Genomic DNA, 16,189 nt, shown 5'->3' with positions numbered 1-16,189 from the left:
TTGGGTAGGGAGTGCCCAAGTTTAGTAATGGTTCCCCACTTTGCGATGGTGAACGGCGGTCATGCCATCGGGTTTCGAGACGCGGCCACTGTCAACGGTGCTATAGACAATCCAGTGATCGTGGGCATCAAGACGGCTGACCACTGTGCATTCCATATAGGCAAGGGCATCGGCCAAAATCGGACTGCCGTTATTCGCAGGATAGGTTTTCACATGGGCAAAGCGATCGGCGCCCGGTGGGAAGCGTTTCAAGAAGTGGCGCATCAGGGGCTGATAATTCTCCTCTTCAAGAACGTTGAGAACAAAGGTATCCCCGACGTGTAGGAAGGACTCAATGGCACGATCCTTGGCCACTGCAATCGAGACGCCAAGGGGTTCAGTACTGGCCTGTGCCACCCAAGAGGCCAACATAGCACTGTTAATCGCACCCTTTTGGGCGGTGATGATGTAGAGACCACCGCTCAGTCGCCCAAGGGCTTTATCGAGGTCGGTATCCAAGGCCTTCATCTGCTTGACGGTGCGATCGCGCAACAGCCATTGACCCATGTCGGTACCCGCTTCTTCCGCCTCTTGAAAGAGGGCATCGGTGGGAGTTGCTGTTACCCGAATCACCGGAAACGAGGGCGTCAGACCGGCATCCCGAAACTGGTTGAGCAGGGGATAGGCGGGTTCAGCATCGGCCACGCCACTTTCAAAGACCCCAATGGCCTGTTTAGCATGGGCAGCCGCACGAATCGTACTCAGGGCAGTTTTAGCAACGGCGGTGGTGGGTGGTGTACCGATAATCACCCCAGCGGCAATCTCGGTGAGTTCGCGAATATCTTGGGGTTCAGCGGTGAGCAGATCCATTTTTTCAACCACCACACCCGTTTTTGCGGCTCCCCGTTCGATCGCCTCTGCGAGAGCATTGGCATAACCATAGTTGGCGGCGTAGAAAATGGCCACCGTTGTTGCTGCTTTGGCCTGTTCTTGACTCCAGTTGCGGTAGGAATCTAGCCACTGAGGGAGATGATGGCGCAGCAGTGGACCATGACCTGTGGCAACCAGTTGCACGGGGGGCAAGGGTTCCAAGCGCTTGAAGGCGGAGAGGACTGAGCGGGCATTGGGTCCCATGAGACAGTCATAGTAAAACTTGAAATCTGGCTCTAATAGTTCTGGCTCGGTGTCAAAGGGATCGTCATTGCAGAAGTGGGCACCAAAAACATCGCAGGTAAAGAGGGTCTGGGTGCCGTGATCAAATGTGAGGATCGTGTCTGGCCAGTGGAGATTGGGTGCCATGACAAATTCAAGAACGTGCCCTTTGCCCAAGTCAAGGCGATCGCCATTTTTCACCTGCCGCTGACTAAAGGGCTGATGGATCAAATCCCCCAGAAACTGCAAGGCCACCTTCGAGGCCACCACGGTCACATGGGGGGCTTTTGCCAATACGTCCTTGACGAGGCCACTGTGATCGGGTTCGGTATGGCTGACGATGAGATAGTTCAAGTCACTGGGGTTCACCAGTTGCCAGAGTTGCTCAAGGTAGCGATCGCCAAACTTGGCATGGGACGTATCTACGAGGGCAATCTGTTCCCCTTTGATCAGAAAGGAGTTGTAGGTGGTGCCATTTTCAAGGGCAAACTCAATATCAAAGCGATCGCGATCCCAATCTAGGCAGCGAATTGCCGTCGTCTCAGGGGCAATGTCCAACACCTGAAGCGTTAAGCGCGGTGGACGTTTGGGCGTACTGACGGCCATAGGCAGTTCCTCAATCTTTGAAACTACCTTTTATCCTGACATATGAAGAAAGGTAACAGTATTCAAAGTTTTTAATAGCCGTGATAACAGGCTTTACAAAGGGCAATCCTTATTCGGGTTCAAGGGGTGCCATTGTCAGCCCCGCCCGCAAAAGTTGCTCATGGTACAGTTCCGCCTGTTCTTGGGGACCGACCCAAACAATGGCTTGGCCTTCGTAATGGACTTGATTCGTCAATTCCCACGCGCGATCGCTGGTCATATTGGGAATGTATTTCATCAAACAGGCAGCCACGTGCTGAAACGTATTGAAGTCATCGTTGAGGACAATGACTTTGTAGTTGGGGTAGTGCTTGCGAATAACCTGCTGCCGCTCTTGGGGAACAACGCTAGGCATAGGTCAGACACTTTTGTAGCTACACTGCCCCCTAGTTTACCTCATTCGTGAAGGATTGGTTAGTTGGCTATAGCAACATTGGGAAAACTCCTATGCTATAGCTAGACTTAGGTTGATGACTTGGGGGCATTGGTGATGACGGCAATGAATGTGTTGGGAACACCCTTAGAGTGCTGCTGTCAAAATCCACTCACAGGATTCTATCGCGATGGTTTTTGTCGGACGGGGGCGGGGGATGTTGGTGCCCATGTGGTCTGTGCTGAAATGACCGCAGAATTCCTCACGTTTACCCGTTCGCGGGGCAATGATCTTTCGACGCCGGTACCCGCCTATCAATTTCCGGGGTTGAAACCGGGCGATCGCTGGTGTCTGTGTGCCTCCCGTTGGCGGGAAGCCCTTGAAGCCGGCGTGGCTCCCCCAGTGATTCTGGAAGCAACCCATGTCAGTGCCCTTGAGTATGTCTCCCTAGAGGATTTGAAAGCCCACGCCCTCGGTGGTAGCCAGCAACCCTGATCTGGGGAATACTCAAGTATGCCCGATCCAGACTCCGATTTTCGCTTAGATCCTCGCTACGTTGCGGGTTTAGCGGCCTTTAATCGCGGCGATTATCAACTGGCGATCGCCGCCTTCAAAGCAGTTATTGCCAGCCACGGTCAACGCCGCGAAGGTCTAAAGGCTCACCTGCACCTGATTAAGGCCTATGCCCACACCCGCCAGTGGCAAGAGGCCATTGATCTGTGTCAACTCTTGGCGCGATCGCCCCTGCCGCCGATTCAGGCTTGGGCACAAAAGCATCTACCAGAGCTAGAACGCTATCTCGATGAGGAACCAACTTCGCCCCATCTGCTGTTTGTTGCGGCAACGGGTGCCAATGCGCCCATCCAACTACGGCGGGTGCCTCGCATTTATCTCTGGCTGAGTCAGGGGGCAACACTGCTGCTGATTGCTTGGCTGCTGCAAGGGCTGCTCCAAAGGCTGATTGCGGGTCTCCTCAGCGATGCCAATGATCAACTGGCACTCCTGCGGGGCTGGGAAGGGGTGATGGCGTGGTTTTTGCTGGGCTGCTTGGGGCTGGGGCTGCTCAGTGGTGGCAGTTGGCTGTGGTCGTGGCGATTGCGTGCCCGTTATGGTCTGCGTCCCGTGAGTCTCGGAGAACTTGAGGAGTATAGTCCTGAAACGGTGATGCTCTTGGGGCGTTTGCCGTGGTCATGGTGGCAACCCCGTCCCCAGATAGGCTGCTTGATGACGGCAGCACCGATCGTTTTTAGCTATGGACGCTGGCAGCGCCGCATTATTGTCAGCGAAGGTCTGTTGCGATCGCTCTCTGGCGAGGAACTGCTGGCTTTAATGGCCAGTGAAATTGCCCAACTGCGGCTGGGGCTGAATACCCTAGTCACCCCCCTTGTGCTGCTGTTGCAACTGCCCTATGACCTTTACTGTTGGTCTAGCCGTTGGGGCGATCGCTTGGCACCTCCCTATGGCAACGACTGGGGACGATGGATCATTAGGGGTACCCTCTATCTCCTCTGTGCCATGGTGGGTCAAGGGAGTTACCTCCTCTTTCGCGGGCTGGAGATGCTCTGCTTTTCGAGCAATCAAGTGCGGCAGTACTATAGCGATCGCCAAGGGGCAGCCTTGATCGGTAATCCCAATACCCTTGTGATGGCTTGGTTGCGCCTCATGGAAGCCACAGCAACGACCGTGGGTGCCCAAGGGGAAATCGGTGCCCCCCTAGAATCTTTGCGCCTGCTCCTGCCTCTAAATCCAACCCAAGCTGCCCTGTGGGGCAATCAACCCCTCGATTGGCCAACGTTGATCCGCTGGGATACCGCCCATCCCCTGCGCTATTGGTTTCGCTTGACCTCCTCCCATCGACCCCTTGGACTGCGCCTGCAAGCGCTGATGACCTATGCGCGGCAATGGCGAGTGGAACCCCTGCTGTCGCTGCCCTCGACTACCTCCCCTCACTGTCAACGAGCTTGGCAACAACTGGCACCCTTCTGGGGGGCGATCGCGGGAGTGATCATCACAATCATCCTCATGGGCATTGGTCAATTTGCCCTGCGGGCGGGGACAATCGCCTTTCCTCTCTGGTGGTTGGCGGATGGGTCAACCTTGGCACGGGGCTTCATTCCCATTGGCCTTGGCTTAGGTCTCTTTTTACGCTTGAATGCCTACTACCCGCCTCGACCCCCCCAAACCTACACCTTGGCTCAGCTTCTCCATCGTCTTTTACCCCTCGATAGTCCCGTTGTGGAGCTCAAGGGGCATTTACGGGCAGTGACGGGCTTGCGCAATGGCCTAGGACAGCACCTCTGGCTGGAGACCGATCAGGGCTTGTTTCCCCTGCGCTGCCATCGAGCTTGGGGGCCGATTTGGCCAATCCTTGAGCCAGCCTATCTCAAAACCTTGGCGGGGCGATCGCTGGTGGTACGCGGCTGGTTTCGACGTGGGACAGTTCCCTTTGTTGAAGTGAGCGAGTGGCACGCTTCGGATCTGCAAGAAAAGCAATCTTGGGCCGCTCCCTATTGGGCGATCGCCCTTGCCACGCTGTGGATTCTCTACGGCATCATGACACTATTGGGTTGGATTTAGACGATGCAACTTTCCCAAGCCCATCTGCGCACCCTGCAAACCTGTCCACGGCAATATCAGTATCGCTATCTTGACAGCCTAATGCTGCCAGAGGCCACACAACTAACGGAAACCACTGCCCAAAAGCAGGGTCGCGACTTCCACCGCCTGATGCAACAGCACTTTCAAGGACTCGATATCCGCCCGATTCTTGAGGCGCAGCCCGAATTACAACCTTGGTTTACAGCCTTTCAAACCATGCCACCCCCCATGATTGAGGGTCAAGGGGAAGCAGAGCATGTCCGCAGTCTGGGCTGGCAGGAATTTACCCTTGTGGGCGTGTATGACTACGTGATTTTTGGCCAAGGGCAAGCGCAGATTCTCGACTGGAAAACCTATGCCCACCCGCCCACCCCAGCGACCCTAATTCACCATTGGCAGACTCGCCTTTACTGTTATCTACTGGCAGCCACCAGCTCCTATCTCCCCAGTCAGATTTCCATGACCTACTGGTTTGCCCAAGGAGAAAAGGGGGCAAATTTCTACACCTTTCCCTACAGTGAGGCGATCCACCAGCAAATCCACCACACCCTAGAGCAGTGCCTTCACCAACTGCGCCAATGGTTGCAAGCCTATGAGCAAGGGCAGGATCTGCCCCAAGTGCCCCCAGCCCAGATTCGGCAATACTGCGATGCGTGCGCCTTTAATGAGCGGTGTCAGCGTCGCCAGCCAACTTCTGTTTCGACCATTGACCCGTTTCTAGCCGTGCTCAAAGACTTGGGTGTACCCCGCTAAATCCAGATCGACGATCGCGGGTAGGCAACTCAGTGCCGTTTGCACTAACTCAAAGCGTTCTTCCCGTTTCAGCATCGCCGTTAGTTGCTGCCGCAGGGGAATCAGATAGCGCACATCATTGGCCGCATACCGCAGTTGATCTTCCCGCAGTGCCATGGCATTCCCCCAGTCGGAGCTTTGCGCCGATTTATCAATTTCTACCCCCAGCAGGTCCAAGACCAAATCCTTAAGGCCGTGGCGGGGGGAATAGGTGCGGGCAATCTTACTGGCAATTTTGGTGCAGAAAACAGGATGAACACGAATCCCCAAGTGGTAGCGCAAGGTAGCTAGATCAAAGCGGGCATAGTGGAAGATTTTGGTAATGCGGGGGTGCTCTAGGAGTTGCTGAAGGTGGGGGGCTTCGGTTTGGCCGCGACCAATCTTGACAACGGCTACTTGCCCCTCGGGGTCACACACCTGCACTAAACACAAGCGATCGCGGGGGATATTCAAGCCCATGGTTTCCGTATCCACGGCCAACTGATCAGCATTGAGAAAATGGGCGAGAGCCGTGGCACTCAAATCGTACTCAAAACACTCAAGGGGAAATTCCAGATCCATGATTCGCTCACAAACTACGTCGGGGGCAATTCTGAGGACTGCTCTTTGGCGACATCAATACGTTCCAATTGCCAGAGAATTTGGTTACTCTCACGGCGGACGCGGGAGATCTGCCAATTGCGCCATGTCCATTCTTCACCGCGACTGGTGACGGCACTGGCGTGCACATCCATCAATTCTGCCAATTCACCACTGGTAATCAAGTATTTACCAGCCGCTAATTCATCGGCAATCCGCAGTGTCACAATTAATTCTTCAAGGCGGGCGCGGCGCTCAGACCACTGGGGCGATTTTCCCCCCAACCATTCACCGTCACCATCGATCCCTAGGGATGGTTGCACCATGAATTTTTTCCCGTAACTGACGTGCTCCAAAAATCTTAGCGACAAATGGCACCTTCACCAAGATTCCAGATTTAGGCGAGTGGCAAACATTGCTCAGGTGAGCATCCGCTCTAAAAATTGACGGGCGCGATCGCTCTGGGGATGACGAAAAAAGGCTTCAGGAGACGCATCTTCAGCAACAACACCTCGATCAAGAAAGAGAATTCGACTGGCCACTTGGCGGGCAAAGCCCATTTCGTGGGTAACAATGGCCATCGTCATCCCTTGTTCTGCTAGCGATCGCATCACCTCTAGCACCTCTTTCACCATTTCTGGATCAAGAGCAGAGGTGGGTTCATCAAAAAGCACCATTTCTGGTTCCATCGCTAAGGCGCGGGCGATCGCCACCCGTTGTTTTTGTCCCCCTGAGAGCGTTGCGGGATAGACCTTTGCCTTATCTGCCAGTCCCACCTGTGCAAGGAGCGTCATCGCCAGTTCTTCAGCGACAGCAGGCTTCAGTTTGCGTACCTTGATCGGGGCATAGGTGAGGTTTTGCAGCACCGTCATGTGGGGAAACAAATTGAAATGCTGGAACACCATCACCAACCGCTGGCGAATCTGGCGGATATTTACGTTGGGGTCGAGAATATTGATGCCGTTAAAGAAAATTCGCCCTTGACTGGGTTCCTCGAGTCGATTGAGACAACGCAAAAAGGTTGACTTGCCTGAGCCTGACGGTCCCAAAATCGCCACGACTTCCCCCGCATGAATCTCGGTACTCAAACCCTGCAACACAGGGAGTGGACCATACGATTTATGCAAATTTTCAACCCGAAGCACTGCGATTCATCCTTTGTTCTAAACGACTGGTGGCGAAGGTTAAGAGCATCACCATTCCATAGTAGAGAGCACCCACGAAAATCAATGGTTCAAAGTAGAGATAGGTTTCCGCCCCAACCACATTGGCACGACGCAGCAGATCCGCAGCCCCAATTGTTGAAACCAGTGCCGAATCCTTGAGCAAGTTAATGACTTCATTGGCAAGGGCTGGCAAGATATTCCTGAGGGCCTGAGGCATGATAATGTCCTGCATCATCAGCCAATAGTTGACACCAAGGGACTGAGCCGCCTCCCACTGCCCCCGATCCACTGCCAAAATACCGCCCCGTAGGGTTTCAGAGACATAGGCGCCTGAATTGAGCGTAAAGGCAATGACTCCCGCTTGGAAGGCTGGAATGTTGTAACCCGTCAGTTGGGGAGTCGCAAAATAGACAAGGGCAATTTGCAAGATCAGGGGAGTGCCGCGAAAAACCGATGTATAGGCTGTGGCCAACCACCGCAGCGGTGCAAGTTTACTAATTTTGGCCAGCACAAGGACGATCGCCCAAAGAAAGCCACCAATTGCAGAGACAAGCGTAAAGGACAGCGTTACGGGCAGCCCCCCCAAAATATAGGGAATTGAACTAGCAATCTGTTGCCAACCACTTGGGCGTTGGGCGTCGCTATCAGTGAGCCACTTTTGAGCCAGCCGTGTCAGGGTGCCATCTGCTTTCATTTTCTGAATGACTTGATTGAAGGGTGCCACTAGGGGTGATCCCTTGGCAAAGGCAATGGCATAACCGCCACTGCTCTCGGGCAACACCGTAAACATCAGGTCGGGAAAGGCTTGAATGTAGCCTAGGGCAACTGATTCTTCGATCAGGGCAGCATCTACGCGGCCAGCTTTCACCTCCTGAATTAAATCAGGAATGCGATTGTACACCCGCACTTGCGCTTGGGGAATGCGGTTGGCTAACTCCTGTTGCGTACTGCCCAACTGAACCCCCACGATTTTGCCCTCAAGGTTAGCTAGGGTGGTGAGGGGGCGGTCTTTGGGCGTCACAATCGTGTCGTGCACCTCATAGTAAAGTTCAGAAAAGTCCACGTTTTGGCGCCGCTCAGGAGTAGGAGTCATTCCCGCAAGGACAAAATCCACCCGCTTGGCACCCAATGCTGGGATGAGGCCATTAAAGTCCATATCCTTGATTTGCAGGGCAAACCCCAATTCAGCGGCAATGTGTTTGGCCACATCAATATCGAAGCCAACAATTTGTTCGCTACCTGCTGCTGTTTCATAAAAGGCAAAGGGTTTGTAGTCGGCAGAGGTGCCCATCGTCAATTCCTTGGGAATGGCCGTTGCACTGCATATCCACAGCCCCCACCCCAGTAGGATGCCCAAAAGAATCATCACCTGTCGTTTCCTGTTCAAGTTGCTCCGCTCCTATCGCTCTTTCCTAAAATAGGGCGATCGCCCACCACGCCGAGGATAGGGCTAGAATGGTTTTAAGATTTGTTAATTCATTGAACCGAACACCATGACGGTAGCCTTGACCCCTGCATCCACCCTTCACGAGCGGGTCGCCACGATCGCCCGCCGCCTTGGGATTGAGAAATTTGACCTTGGTGGCTCCCATGTGGATGAGGTGAGTGTCCAAGTGCAGCAGGGGGAACCCAAACAGGTGAAGGCCTCCCAGCGATCGGGCATTACCGTGCGGGTGTGGAACTCAACGGGTCGCCTAGGGGTGGCCAGCACCACCCAACTGGACGATCGCGGTCTGGAAACAGCCCTAGAAATGGCCAAAGAAGCCAGTGCCTTTGGCGTCACTGAGGACATTCCCGACTTTAGCCCCTTGGCCACAGCGCCCCTTGGGGAGACAACGCAAACGACGGCTGATGTGCCCCTTGCCCCAGCCAAAACCCTTTTGGATCAACTGATTGCTGCGGAACGAGACCTCTTGGGACGCCACCCAGCGATCGCCAGTGTGCCCTACAATGGCCTGAGTCAGCGGCGGCTAGAACGGTTTTATCTCAACAGTGAGGGCGCCAATCGCCAGCAAACCACCACCACTACCACGCTCTATCTCTACAGCAAAACCGATGAGGCGGGTCGCAAACCCCGCAGTGCGGGTGCCATTCGCATGAGTCCCGACCTTGAGCACTTAGATATTGCGGGCTGCATTGATGAGGTGGCCGACAAAACCATTCGCCACTTGGCCTATGAACCCATTGCTTCGGGTCAATACCCCGTTCTTTTTTCGCCCGCCGCCTTCCTCAGCTTGCTCAATGCCTTTAGTAATCTCTTTAATGCCCAAAACATTTTGGATCGCCAGAGCCTCTCAACGCCAGAGTCCCTGCATCAGGCGATCGCCAGCCCCCTGCTCAGCATCTATGATGACGCTCGCCACCCTGAAAATGTCGGTCAACCCCTGTTTGATGGCGAAGGCACCCCCACCCGCCGCACCCCTTTGATTGAGCAGGGGATTCTCGCGGGTCTTTACCACAGTGCAGGCACCGCTCGCCGCTTTCAAACCCAGCCCACAGGTCATGCCAACTTGGGGGCAAAGGTGACGGTGAGTGGTCACTTCTACGATGTCCCAGCGGGTGAAGGGGGCGATCGCGCCGATGGCCTTGTGTGGATTGATGAACTCCATGCCCTGCACGCCGGTGTCAAAGCGCTGCAAGGCTCATTTTCCTTGCCCTTTGACGGTTGGTTACTGCGCAACGGCGAAGCGATCAGCATTGAAGCAGCTACCGTGGCCGGAGACATTCGCAGCCTGCTGAAAAATATCCTTCACCTAGGCACCGAGGTTGAAGTGACCCCCTACGGTTGTTGTCCGCCCGTGTGGGTGAGTCCCCTTGCGATTACAGGTGAATAGCTAAACCTGCATCAAGTCGAGACTACGCGAGGTGCCCAAGCGGGTCGCACCGGCATCAATGAGTTCAAGGGCTTGCTCCCGAGTACGAATGCCGCCAGAGGCCTTAATGCCCACGCGATCGCGACTCAGGCGCTTGAGCAGACGCACGTCCGCAACCGTGGCACCACCCCGCCAGCCCGTACTGGTTTTCAGGAAGGCCACTCCGGCATCCAAGCAAATATCCACCGCCAGTTGTTTTTCTTCCTCTGTCAGCACCGTGGTTTCCAAAATGGCCTTGACGGTCACCCCCGTTTCCGCGCAGATTTGGGCAATATCGCGATAGACGGCCTCGGTGTTTCCCTCCTTCAGCCAACCCAAGTTAATGACCACATCCAACTCTGTCGCACCACTGTCAACCGCCTCCTGCGCCTCATAGAGTTTCGTGGCACTGGTGTGGGCACCACTGGGAAAGCCAATGACGGTACACACTTTCACGGGTGTGCGATGCAGAAGCTGCACTGCCGTCTTCACCCATACGGGCATGACACAGACAGCGGCAAATTTCCATTGTTCGGCTTCGGCACAGCAACGTTCAATCTCTGCTGTGGTTGCCAAGGGGTCAAGCTGGGTATGATCAATGTAGGGTGCAAGGTCAAACAAATCACGTTCCGTCATACGGATTCACCAAGAACAACCCTATTTTTAGTAACTAAAAATAATAATAAAAACGGGGACGGAAAATGAGACCTTGGGAGATCGGTTCTCCCACCCCCCACCTAAAATTCACCCTTGCTAGATTAAATCTAGGCTATCACAGGCACGATGACCTGTTGGCCAGACTACCTTTTTGGGAGGACACTCTATGGAGCCAACCATGAACCCTCGCAATCTTCAAGAAAGTGCTGATTCCCTCTGGAACTATCTGCAAAGTTTGGATGCAGAAGTGGTGGCTCGCCTGTCCCGTCCCGCGTCGCCGGAAATGGCCATTGTGATGGAACGCCACATTGGTAACCTGCTGGGCTACTTGCCACCGGAGGGGTTTGAGGTTTCCATTACCACGAATCGGGAGCACCTTGGGCGTCTCTTGGCTTCGGCAATGATGAGTGGTTACTTCTTGCGCGGTGCCGAGCAACGTCTTGAATTCGAGCGATCGCTCCAAGCGGCTGCCCAAGCGGAAGACAGCAAATAACCCATGCCAACGGTACAGGACAGTGGGGGCGGGTACACACTACCTGCCCTTCGTTTTGCACTTTTACAGTGGTATCAGCAGCAGGGGCGGGATTTACCTTGGCGGCACACTCGCGATCCCTACGCCATCTGGGTCTCAGAAATCATGCTCCAGCAAACCCAAGTGGCCACGGTGATTCCCTACTACCAGCGTTGGCTAGCTACCTTTCCCGCGATCGCCGACTTAGCGATTGCCGATTTGGAAACCGTCCTGAAACTGTGGCAGGGATTGGGCTACTACGCACGGGCGCGCCATTTACACCGCGCGGCTCAACAGATCATGGCCGATCATGGGGGGCAATTTCCCTGCACCTACGAGGCCGTGCTGGCATTACCGGGAATTGGTCGGAGTACCGCAGGTGCGATCCTCAGTGCTGCCTTTAATCAGCCCCAGCCGATTCTCGATGGCAATGTCAAACGGGTGCTTGCCCGTCTCTATGGACTCACGATCCCCCCCAAGCAAGCGGAAGCCCAACTCTGGCAGTGGTCAGCACAACTGCTGTGTCCCCAATCTCCCCGCGATTTTAATCAAGCCCTGATGGATCTGGGGGCAACGATCTGTACACCCCGCCAACCCCTGTGTCATGCTTGTCCTTGGCAAGACTATTGCTTGGCGCATCGCCACCAGTTAACCCATGAGATTCCTCGCAAAATGAGCCGTTCCCCCTTACCCCACAAAAAGATTGGTGTCGCGGTGATTTGGAATGCGGCAGGTCAGATTCTCATCGATCGCCGGCCACCAACAGGTCTATTGGGGGGACTATGGGAATTTCCGGGGGGCAAAATTGAACCCAATGAGACGGTGCAGGAGTGTATTCAGCGCGAAATTCGTGAGGAATTGGGCATTGAGATTAGTGTTGGTGAGCATTTGATTGACATTGATCATGCCTACACCCATTTTCGGGTGACGCTCCATGTTTACTACTGCCACTGTCTTTCAGGCACCCCTCAGCCGTTGGGCTGTGATGCCATCCGTTGGGTAACCCCTGAGGAATTGGAGCAGTTTCCCTTTCCGAAAGCCAATACTGCAATTATTCAGGCCATTCACGAACGGGGCAGACCCCCAGCCTAGGCGTTTTCAACCACACCCTCAGCCGCCGCCGCATCCAAAAACCAAAGGGCATTGCCAGTAATCAGCCGCGCTGGATAGAGATGGGGATCACCCGTGCCGGCAAAAATATGGCGCAGGGCAGTTTGTTTATTGGCACCGGTCACGAGAAAGAGAATTTGGCAGGCATGGTTAATCAGGGGCACTGTGAACGTCAGGCGGAGCTGACCATCTTTGTTGCCCACAGTTATCAGGCGATCGCCCACCGTCAGGGCTGCTGTGTGGGGAAACAGGGAGGCCGTATGGCCATCGGGTCCCATACCGAGCAAAATCAGATCAAAGCTGGGAAATTCTCCTTCACGGATGCCAAAGGTTTGGCGCAGGGTTTGCTCATAGCGATCGGCAGCGGTCTGCGGATCCGCATCCTCCGTTGGCATTGGGTGAATCTGGTTTTTGGGAATCGGTACATGATTGAGCCACGCCTGAAAGGCCATCCCCGCATTGCTGTCAGGATGATCGAGGGGAACATAGCGTTCATCGCCCCAGAAAATGTGCCACCGTGACCAAGGGGTATCCGCAGAGACAAGGCTTTCATACAACGGTTTAGGCGTGTTGCCGCCGGCAAGGGCAAGCGTAAATTGCCCCCGTTGGGCGATCGCCCCAGTGGCCTGCTCAAGAACAAACTGCTTTGCCGCCGCCGTCAGGGCAGTCAAATCTGGAAAAACACGTACATTGGGTGTTGGCATAGAAGCATCATCCTAATTGGAGCGAATCACACCATCGGTCGCCGTACCCAGTCCAGGACTGGAAAAGGGATCAGCATTGCCGCGCCAGTTAAAACCATTAATGCGCAAAAGAATCGTCGCCAACTGGCGATCGAGGTTATAGCGAAACACCACCCCATAGGTGCGCCGGCTATATTCCACAATAATGTCGGTATCGAAAACTGTGCCAGTATCCACATTAATCTGCATTTGCGCACCCGCTCGCAACGGACCATAAATCTGCTGCAACAATCCCACATTGAGCACACTAAAGTCAGTAATCCGATCAAAGAGAAAGGGGGAGGATGGCTCACTCAATGTCTGTGTAAATCCGACATCAAAACTGGTGTAGTCAAACCAATTACGAGAAAAATGACCCACTTGACCCCGAAAACCTGCCCCTGCAACTAACGCGGGTTGGTTACTGCCATTGGTATAGTAGTTCGCTACACCGCCCAACTGACTATAGAACTGCAAGAAGGGTTGTACGGGACGGGGGCTATAGCGCAGGCCTTGGGTTCGCGTAGGTGGTAAGGGAGTGCCTCGCCAAATGGGCATCACCCAGTTAAGACTTGCAGCAGCTTGAAGACGACCTAGGCTTGGCTTAGGGGGTAATGATGGATCATCACTGGCCGCCGTGACGTATTGACCTCCCAGAAGATAACTGAGTGCTAGGCCTTGAGTTAAGGGAATGCCTGTACCGCTAAACGTGCCCCCAAAGCTACTAGTAATTTCCTGCTCCCCAAGGGAACGATTAAAAACCCGTTGGCGATAAATGGCAGAAACCGTCAGCAGATTTCGAGCATCAATGTTGTGGAATAAGTCTGCTCCCGCCCGTGACGTACTTGGCCAGTCGTTAGGGTTGAGGGTATTCAAGAAGCCGTAACCGCGTACTCGCGTTTGGGGGGTGAATCGATGGCCTAGCTCAATTGCTGCCCCATAGCTTTTAGCATCAAAAACATCAAAGTCGTTGTTGATGATCCGTTCTAAATAAATGGATGGTAGGAAGGTGATTTGGGTATTGGGGGTATTGATTGCTCTGTACCGATAGGCGAGAAATAGTCCGCCGCGATCCTGTTCATCATAGCCAAACTCAAAGGGCAACACTTCGTAGGGACGCCCCACCACAAATCGGCGCAGGACAATGGGCAGAGCCACCCGTTGATCAAAAACGACTCTGCCTCTTCGCACAGTTAGGACTGTTTGATCAGGACCGAGAGGTTCGGCGGTGGCTTCCTGTGCCCGTGCTTCCAGCTCTGGCGGACTAAAGGGATCATTCGTAATTCGTAAGTTTGTCGCTAACCAGCGGCGGCCATCAAATTCTAGGCGATCGGCCTCAAAGCGCAACCGATCAAACGTTTCCGTCACTTCGGCTTGGGGATCTGTGCCCTGTTCGTCAAGGCCGGGGAGGGTGCTAAGGGGTGGGGGGCTAGGAGAACTCGTCAGGCTTAGGTCTTGATCTACCCTAGCGGTATTGACGACGCCGCGAGCATTCGTGAGGGAACCTTGATCGAGTCTGAGATTATATTCCAAGCGATCGCCCTGTAGGACTTGATCGCCGCGCGTAATCGTCACATTGCCTTCCGCCACAAGAATTTGGGCGTCAATATCGGTTTGAATGCGATCTGCGGTGAGTTCGGCTTCCTTGAATCGGAGGAAAACATTGCCAATGGCATTAAACAATCGCCGCATCAGGTCAAACTCTTGGCGATCAGCCGTCACCTCTAGGGGGTGATCACGGACAATGGGCGTTTCAGCATTGGCCTCCCCAAGGCGGAGGGGGGCTGTAAAATCAGGTGCTGGCCTAGGGCTGATCGGCGTTGTACTGCTGAGATTGCTGAGATCAGGGGCTACCGTTGTTCCCAGTAAATCCGCTTGTGATGCGCCGATGACCTCAGTAATTTCTGCGGGTTGTGTCGGGGGGGGCAGACTAGCAAAAAGGGGTAGGAACAACAACGGCCAAACTTCCTCACGACCACTGCCTAGTTACCTTACCCGATGCCCACCCCCTTTGGCGAGGATTACTCGAGATCCTTACGCTTGGGATTACGAGCTGGGTCACCCGAGAGAAACCCGAAAACAAACAGCAGGACAAAGAAAGTCACAACGATATAAACGGTAATTTTGAGTGTTTCCATGATGTTGTCGTTTTTCGTAGCGTCACCTTCTGATCATACGGGATGAGGGACTCCCTCGCATCCCCTAAAACACTTGGCTTTTTGTCGCATCCGACAGCGTGGGAATTTCGGCATAGATGCCGCGTACAGACTGCACCACTGCATAGACAACGCCAATCACCGTGGCAATAAAGACAAAGTTGAAGAGCACTTTAATCAGCAGGTCAAAACTAGCAACGCGGATCAGCAGTTGTACCAGTAGTTGGACAATAAACAGCACAATCCCCATCAACAGTGCCTGCATCGTGTTGTAGCGAATAAAGAGACTCACACGGTTGTTGCGCACTACCAGTAGGTACAACAGCATAAAAACGAGCAGCCCCGCAAAGGGAATTGAGTAGATCAAGGCAACGGGCAGTACCACCAACACCAGCGCTTGCAGCGGTGGAAACAACTCAAATAAAAAGCCGCCAAAGGGCATGACGTAAAAGAGTGGTAGCAGATATGCCAAGCTGGCAAAAATCCGATCTGGGATGGTGGTGGTGGCACGCCAACTCATGGGGTTCTCCTTAAAGTGCTGATGGTTGCTGGCTCATCACCTTTAGCAACAGTTCAGGGGGAATCATATTGCATTCCACTGCTTTGCTAATCAAGGGTGGTCCGACCCGCGAGGCAATGATGGATTGCAGATCGGGGCTGTTTTTAATTGAGAGCATGACCGCACCAATAATCGAGTTGGGATCAGGTGCTGGATTGCTGCCATTGGTGGGGAGCATCTTGATCAACTGGGCAATGTCAGTGCAACTAGCTCCCGACACGTATTTCGCAAGGGAATCACTCACCTGCTGAACCGTGGTTTTCATCATTTCTGGTGGCAGAGGGCTGGCGGCTTGGGCACGCACGGGCTGACTCGTCCCCAAGGTCATGAGGGCACCC

Annotated in this window: 18 protein-coding genes; 6 read left to right on the top strand and 12 right to left on the bottom strand. The window is 54.2% G+C overall.

The window, feature by feature from the left end:
- Nucleotides 1-21 precede the first annotated feature (21 nt).
- Nucleotides 22-1,737, bottom strand: coding sequence for a diflavin flavoprotein (locus KV190_RS03940; protein ID WP_460194684.1), 1,716 nt, complete (start codon nucleotides 1,735-1,737; stop codon nucleotides 22-24).
- A 109-nt stretch (nucleotides 1,738-1,846) separates the two neighbouring features.
- Nucleotides 1,847-2,131 carry an ATP-dependent Clp protease adapter ClpS gene (gene clpS / locus KV190_RS03935; protein WP_181495524.1) on the bottom strand — a complete coding sequence of 95 codons (285 nt, stop codon included), beginning with the start codon at nucleotides 2,129-2,131 and terminating at the stop codon, nucleotides 1,847-1,849.
- A gap of 132 nt (nucleotides 2,132-2,263) precedes the next feature.
- Between clpS and KV190_RS03930 the strand changes: the two genes are divergently transcribed.
- Genes KV190_RS03930 through KV190_RS03920 form a run of 3 tightly spaced genes read left to right on the top strand, consistent with a single transcriptional unit; the run spans nucleotide 2,264 to nucleotide 5,500 of the window.
- On the top strand, nucleotides 2,264-2,644 hold the full coding sequence (locus KV190_RS03930) for a DUF2237 family protein (RefSeq protein WP_460194683.1): 381 nt from the start codon (nucleotides 2,264-2,266) through the stop codon (nucleotides 2,642-2,644).
- Nucleotides 2,645-2,662: 18 nt separating this feature from the next.
- The gene (locus KV190_RS03925; RefSeq protein ID WP_460194682.1) at nucleotides 2,663-4,726 is read left to right on the top strand and encodes a hypothetical protein; all 2,064 of its coding nucleotides are present in this window, start codon (nucleotides 2,663-2,665) and stop codon (nucleotides 4,724-4,726) included.
- A gap of 3 nt (nucleotides 4,727-4,729) precedes the next feature.
- Entirely contained in the window at nucleotides 4,730-5,500 is a 771-nt protein-coding gene (locus KV190_RS03920) for a PD-(D/E)XK nuclease family protein (RefSeq protein WP_460194681.1), read from the top strand.
- On the opposite strand, the gene KV190_RS03915 is transcribed toward KV190_RS03920, so the two are convergent.
- The 4 genes from KV190_RS03915 to KV190_RS03900 form a co-directional block, all read right to left on the bottom strand.
- Nucleotides 5,465-6,100, bottom strand: coding sequence for a ribonuclease H-like domain-containing protein (locus tag KV190_RS03915; RefSeq protein WP_460194680.1), 636 nt, complete (start codon nucleotides 6,098-6,100; stop codon nucleotides 5,465-5,467). The genes KV190_RS03920 and KV190_RS03915 overlap by 36 nt on opposite strands.
- Nucleotides 6,101-6,114: 14 nt before the next feature.
- The gene (locus KV190_RS03910; protein ID WP_297047426.1) at nucleotides 6,115-6,444 is read right to left on the bottom strand and encodes a hypothetical protein; all 330 of its coding nucleotides are present in this window, start codon (nucleotides 6,442-6,444) and stop codon (nucleotides 6,115-6,117) included.
- Between the two features lie 93 nt (nucleotides 6,445-6,537).
- Nucleotides 6,538-7,263, bottom strand: coding sequence for an amino acid ABC transporter ATP-binding protein (locus tag KV190_RS03905; RefSeq protein WP_460194679.1), 726 nt, complete (start codon nucleotides 7,261-7,263; stop codon nucleotides 6,538-6,540).
- Nucleotides 7,250-8,650 carry an ABC transporter substrate-binding protein/permease gene (locus KV190_RS03900; RefSeq protein ID WP_460195217.1) on the bottom strand — a complete coding sequence of 467 codons (1,401 nt, stop codon included), beginning with the start codon at nucleotides 8,648-8,650 and terminating at the stop codon, nucleotides 7,250-7,252. Before KV190_RS03900 ends, KV190_RS03905 begins: the two co-directional genes overlap by 14 nt.
- Nucleotides 8,651-8,777: 127 nt before the next feature.
- On the opposite strand from KV190_RS03900, the gene KV190_RS03895 reads away from it, so the two are divergent.
- The gene (locus KV190_RS03895) at nucleotides 8,778-10,118 is read left to right on the top strand and encodes a TldD/PmbA family protein (RefSeq protein WP_460194678.1); all 1,341 of its coding nucleotides are present in this window, start codon (nucleotides 8,778-8,780) and stop codon (nucleotides 10,116-10,118) included.
- On the opposite strand, the gene deoC is transcribed toward KV190_RS03895, so the two are convergent.
- The gene (deoC, locus tag KV190_RS03890; protein ID WP_286668750.1) at nucleotides 10,119-10,772 is read right to left on the bottom strand and encodes a deoxyribose-phosphate aldolase; all 654 of its coding nucleotides are present in this window, start codon (nucleotides 10,770-10,772) and stop codon (nucleotides 10,119-10,121) included. It abuts the gene before it with no gap.
- A 187-nt stretch (nucleotides 10,773-10,959) separates the two neighbouring features.
- Between deoC and KV190_RS03885 the strand changes: the two genes are divergently transcribed.
- Together KV190_RS03885 and mutY are read left to right on the top strand one after the other, a co-directional pair.
- Nucleotides 10,960-11,286, top strand: a complete 327-nt coding sequence (locus KV190_RS03885) for a DUF760 domain-containing protein (RefSeq protein ID WP_024124133.1) — start codon at nucleotides 10,960-10,962, stop codon at nucleotides 11,284-11,286.
- A gap of 3 nt (nucleotides 11,287-11,289) precedes the next feature.
- On the top strand, nucleotides 11,290-12,396 hold the full coding sequence (gene mutY, locus KV190_RS03880) for an A/G-specific adenine glycosylase (protein ID WP_460194677.1): 1,107 nt from the start codon (nucleotides 11,290-11,292) through the stop codon (nucleotides 12,394-12,396).
- On the opposite strand, the gene pgl is transcribed toward mutY, so the two are convergent.
- The 5 genes from pgl to KV190_RS03855 form a co-directional block, all read right to left on the bottom strand.
- Nucleotides 12,393-13,118, bottom strand: a complete 726-nt coding sequence (gene pgl, locus KV190_RS03875) for a 6-phosphogluconolactonase (protein WP_460194676.1) — start codon at nucleotides 13,116-13,118, stop codon at nucleotides 12,393-12,395. The two genes, mutY and pgl, sit on opposite strands and share 4 nt — an antisense overlap.
- A 12-nt stretch (nucleotides 13,119-13,130) precedes the next feature.
- A complete protein-coding gene (locus tag KV190_RS03870; protein ID WP_460194675.1) occupies nucleotides 13,131-15,089 on the bottom strand; it encodes a DUF3769 domain-containing protein in 1,959 nt (652 codons plus the stop codon).
- Nucleotides 15,090-15,157: 68 nt separating this feature from the next.
- Nucleotides 15,158-15,274, bottom strand: coding sequence for a photosystem II reaction center protein I (locus KV190_RS03865; protein ID WP_011056917.1), 117 nt, complete (start codon nucleotides 15,272-15,274; stop codon nucleotides 15,158-15,160).
- Between the two features lie 64 nt (nucleotides 15,275-15,338).
- Nucleotides 15,339-15,812: a Tic20 family protein gene (locus KV190_RS03860; protein WP_460194674.1), complete on the bottom strand. Its 474-nt coding sequence runs from the start codon at nucleotides 15,810-15,812 to the stop codon at nucleotides 15,339-15,341.
- A 10-nt stretch (nucleotides 15,813-15,822) separates the two neighbouring features.
- Nucleotides 15,823-16,179 (bottom strand): hypothetical protein, encoded by a 357-nt coding sequence (locus KV190_RS03855; RefSeq protein WP_460194673.1) that lies wholly within the window; start codon nucleotides 16,177-16,179, stop codon nucleotides 15,823-15,825.
- Nucleotides 16,180-16,189 lie beyond the last annotated feature (10 nt).

The sequence above is a fragment of the Thermosynechococcus sp. FA-CM-4201 genome, assembly GCF_054689355.1.
This window is presented reverse-complemented; position numbering and strand designations above follow the sequence as displayed.

What these genes read in the sequence shown, in the direction of transcription:
- KV190_RS03940 (WP_460194684.1), bottom strand. Translation starts at nt 1,737, where the DNA reads ATGGCCGTCAGTACGCCCAAACGTCCACCGCGCTTAACGCTTCAGGTG.
- clpS (WP_181495524.1), bottom strand. Translation starts at nt 2,131, where the DNA reads ATGCCTAGCGTTGTTCCCCAAGAGCGGCAGCAGGTTATTCGCAAGCAC.
- KV190_RS03925 (WP_460194682.1), top strand. Translation starts at nt 2,663, where the DNA reads ATGCCCGATCCAGACTCCGATTTTCGCTTAGATCCTCGCTACGTTGCG.
- KV190_RS03920 (WP_460194681.1), top strand. Translation starts at nt 4,730, where the DNA reads ATGCAACTTTCCCAAGCCCATCTGCGCACCCTGCAAACCTGTCCACGG.
- KV190_RS03915 (WP_460194680.1), bottom strand. Translation starts at nt 6,100, where the DNA reads ATGGATCTGGAATTTCCCCTTGAGTGTTTTGAGTACGATTTGAGTGCC.
- KV190_RS03910 (WP_297047426.1), bottom strand. Translation starts at nt 6,444, where the DNA reads ATGGTGCAACCATCCCTAGGGATCGATGGTGACGGTGAATGGTTGGGG.
- KV190_RS03900 (WP_460195217.1), bottom strand. Translation starts at nt 8,650, where the DNA reads ATGATTCTTTTGGGCATCCTACTGGGGTGGGGGCTGTGGATATGCAGT.
- KV190_RS03895 (WP_460194678.1), top strand. Translation starts at nt 8,778, where the DNA reads ATGACGGTAGCCTTGACCCCTGCATCCACCCTTCACGAGCGGGTCGCC.
- deoC (WP_286668750.1), bottom strand. Translation starts at nt 10,772, where the DNA reads ATGACGGAACGTGATTTGTTTGACCTTGCACCCTACATTGATCATACC.
- KV190_RS03885 (WP_024124133.1), top strand. Translation starts at nt 10,960, where the DNA reads ATGGAGCCAACCATGAACCCTCGCAATCTTCAAGAAAGTGCTGATTCC.
- mutY (WP_460194677.1), top strand. Translation starts at nt 11,290, where the DNA reads ATGCCAACGGTACAGGACAGTGGGGGCGGGTACACACTACCTGCCCTT.
- pgl (WP_460194676.1), bottom strand. Translation starts at nt 13,118, where the DNA reads ATGCCAACACCCAATGTACGTGTTTTTCCAGATTTGACTGCCCTGACG.
- KV190_RS03865 (WP_011056917.1), bottom strand. Translation starts at nt 15,274, where the DNA reads ATGGAAACACTCAAAATTACCGTTTATATCGTTGTGACTTTCTTTGTC.
- KV190_RS03860 (WP_460194674.1), bottom strand. Translation starts at nt 15,812, where the DNA reads ATGAGTTGGCGTGCCACCACCACCATCCCAGATCGGATTTTTGCCAGC.
- KV190_RS03855 (WP_460194673.1), bottom strand. Translation starts at nt 16,179, where the DNA reads ATGACCTTGGGGACGAGTCAGCCCGTGCGTGCCCAAGCCGCCAGCCCT.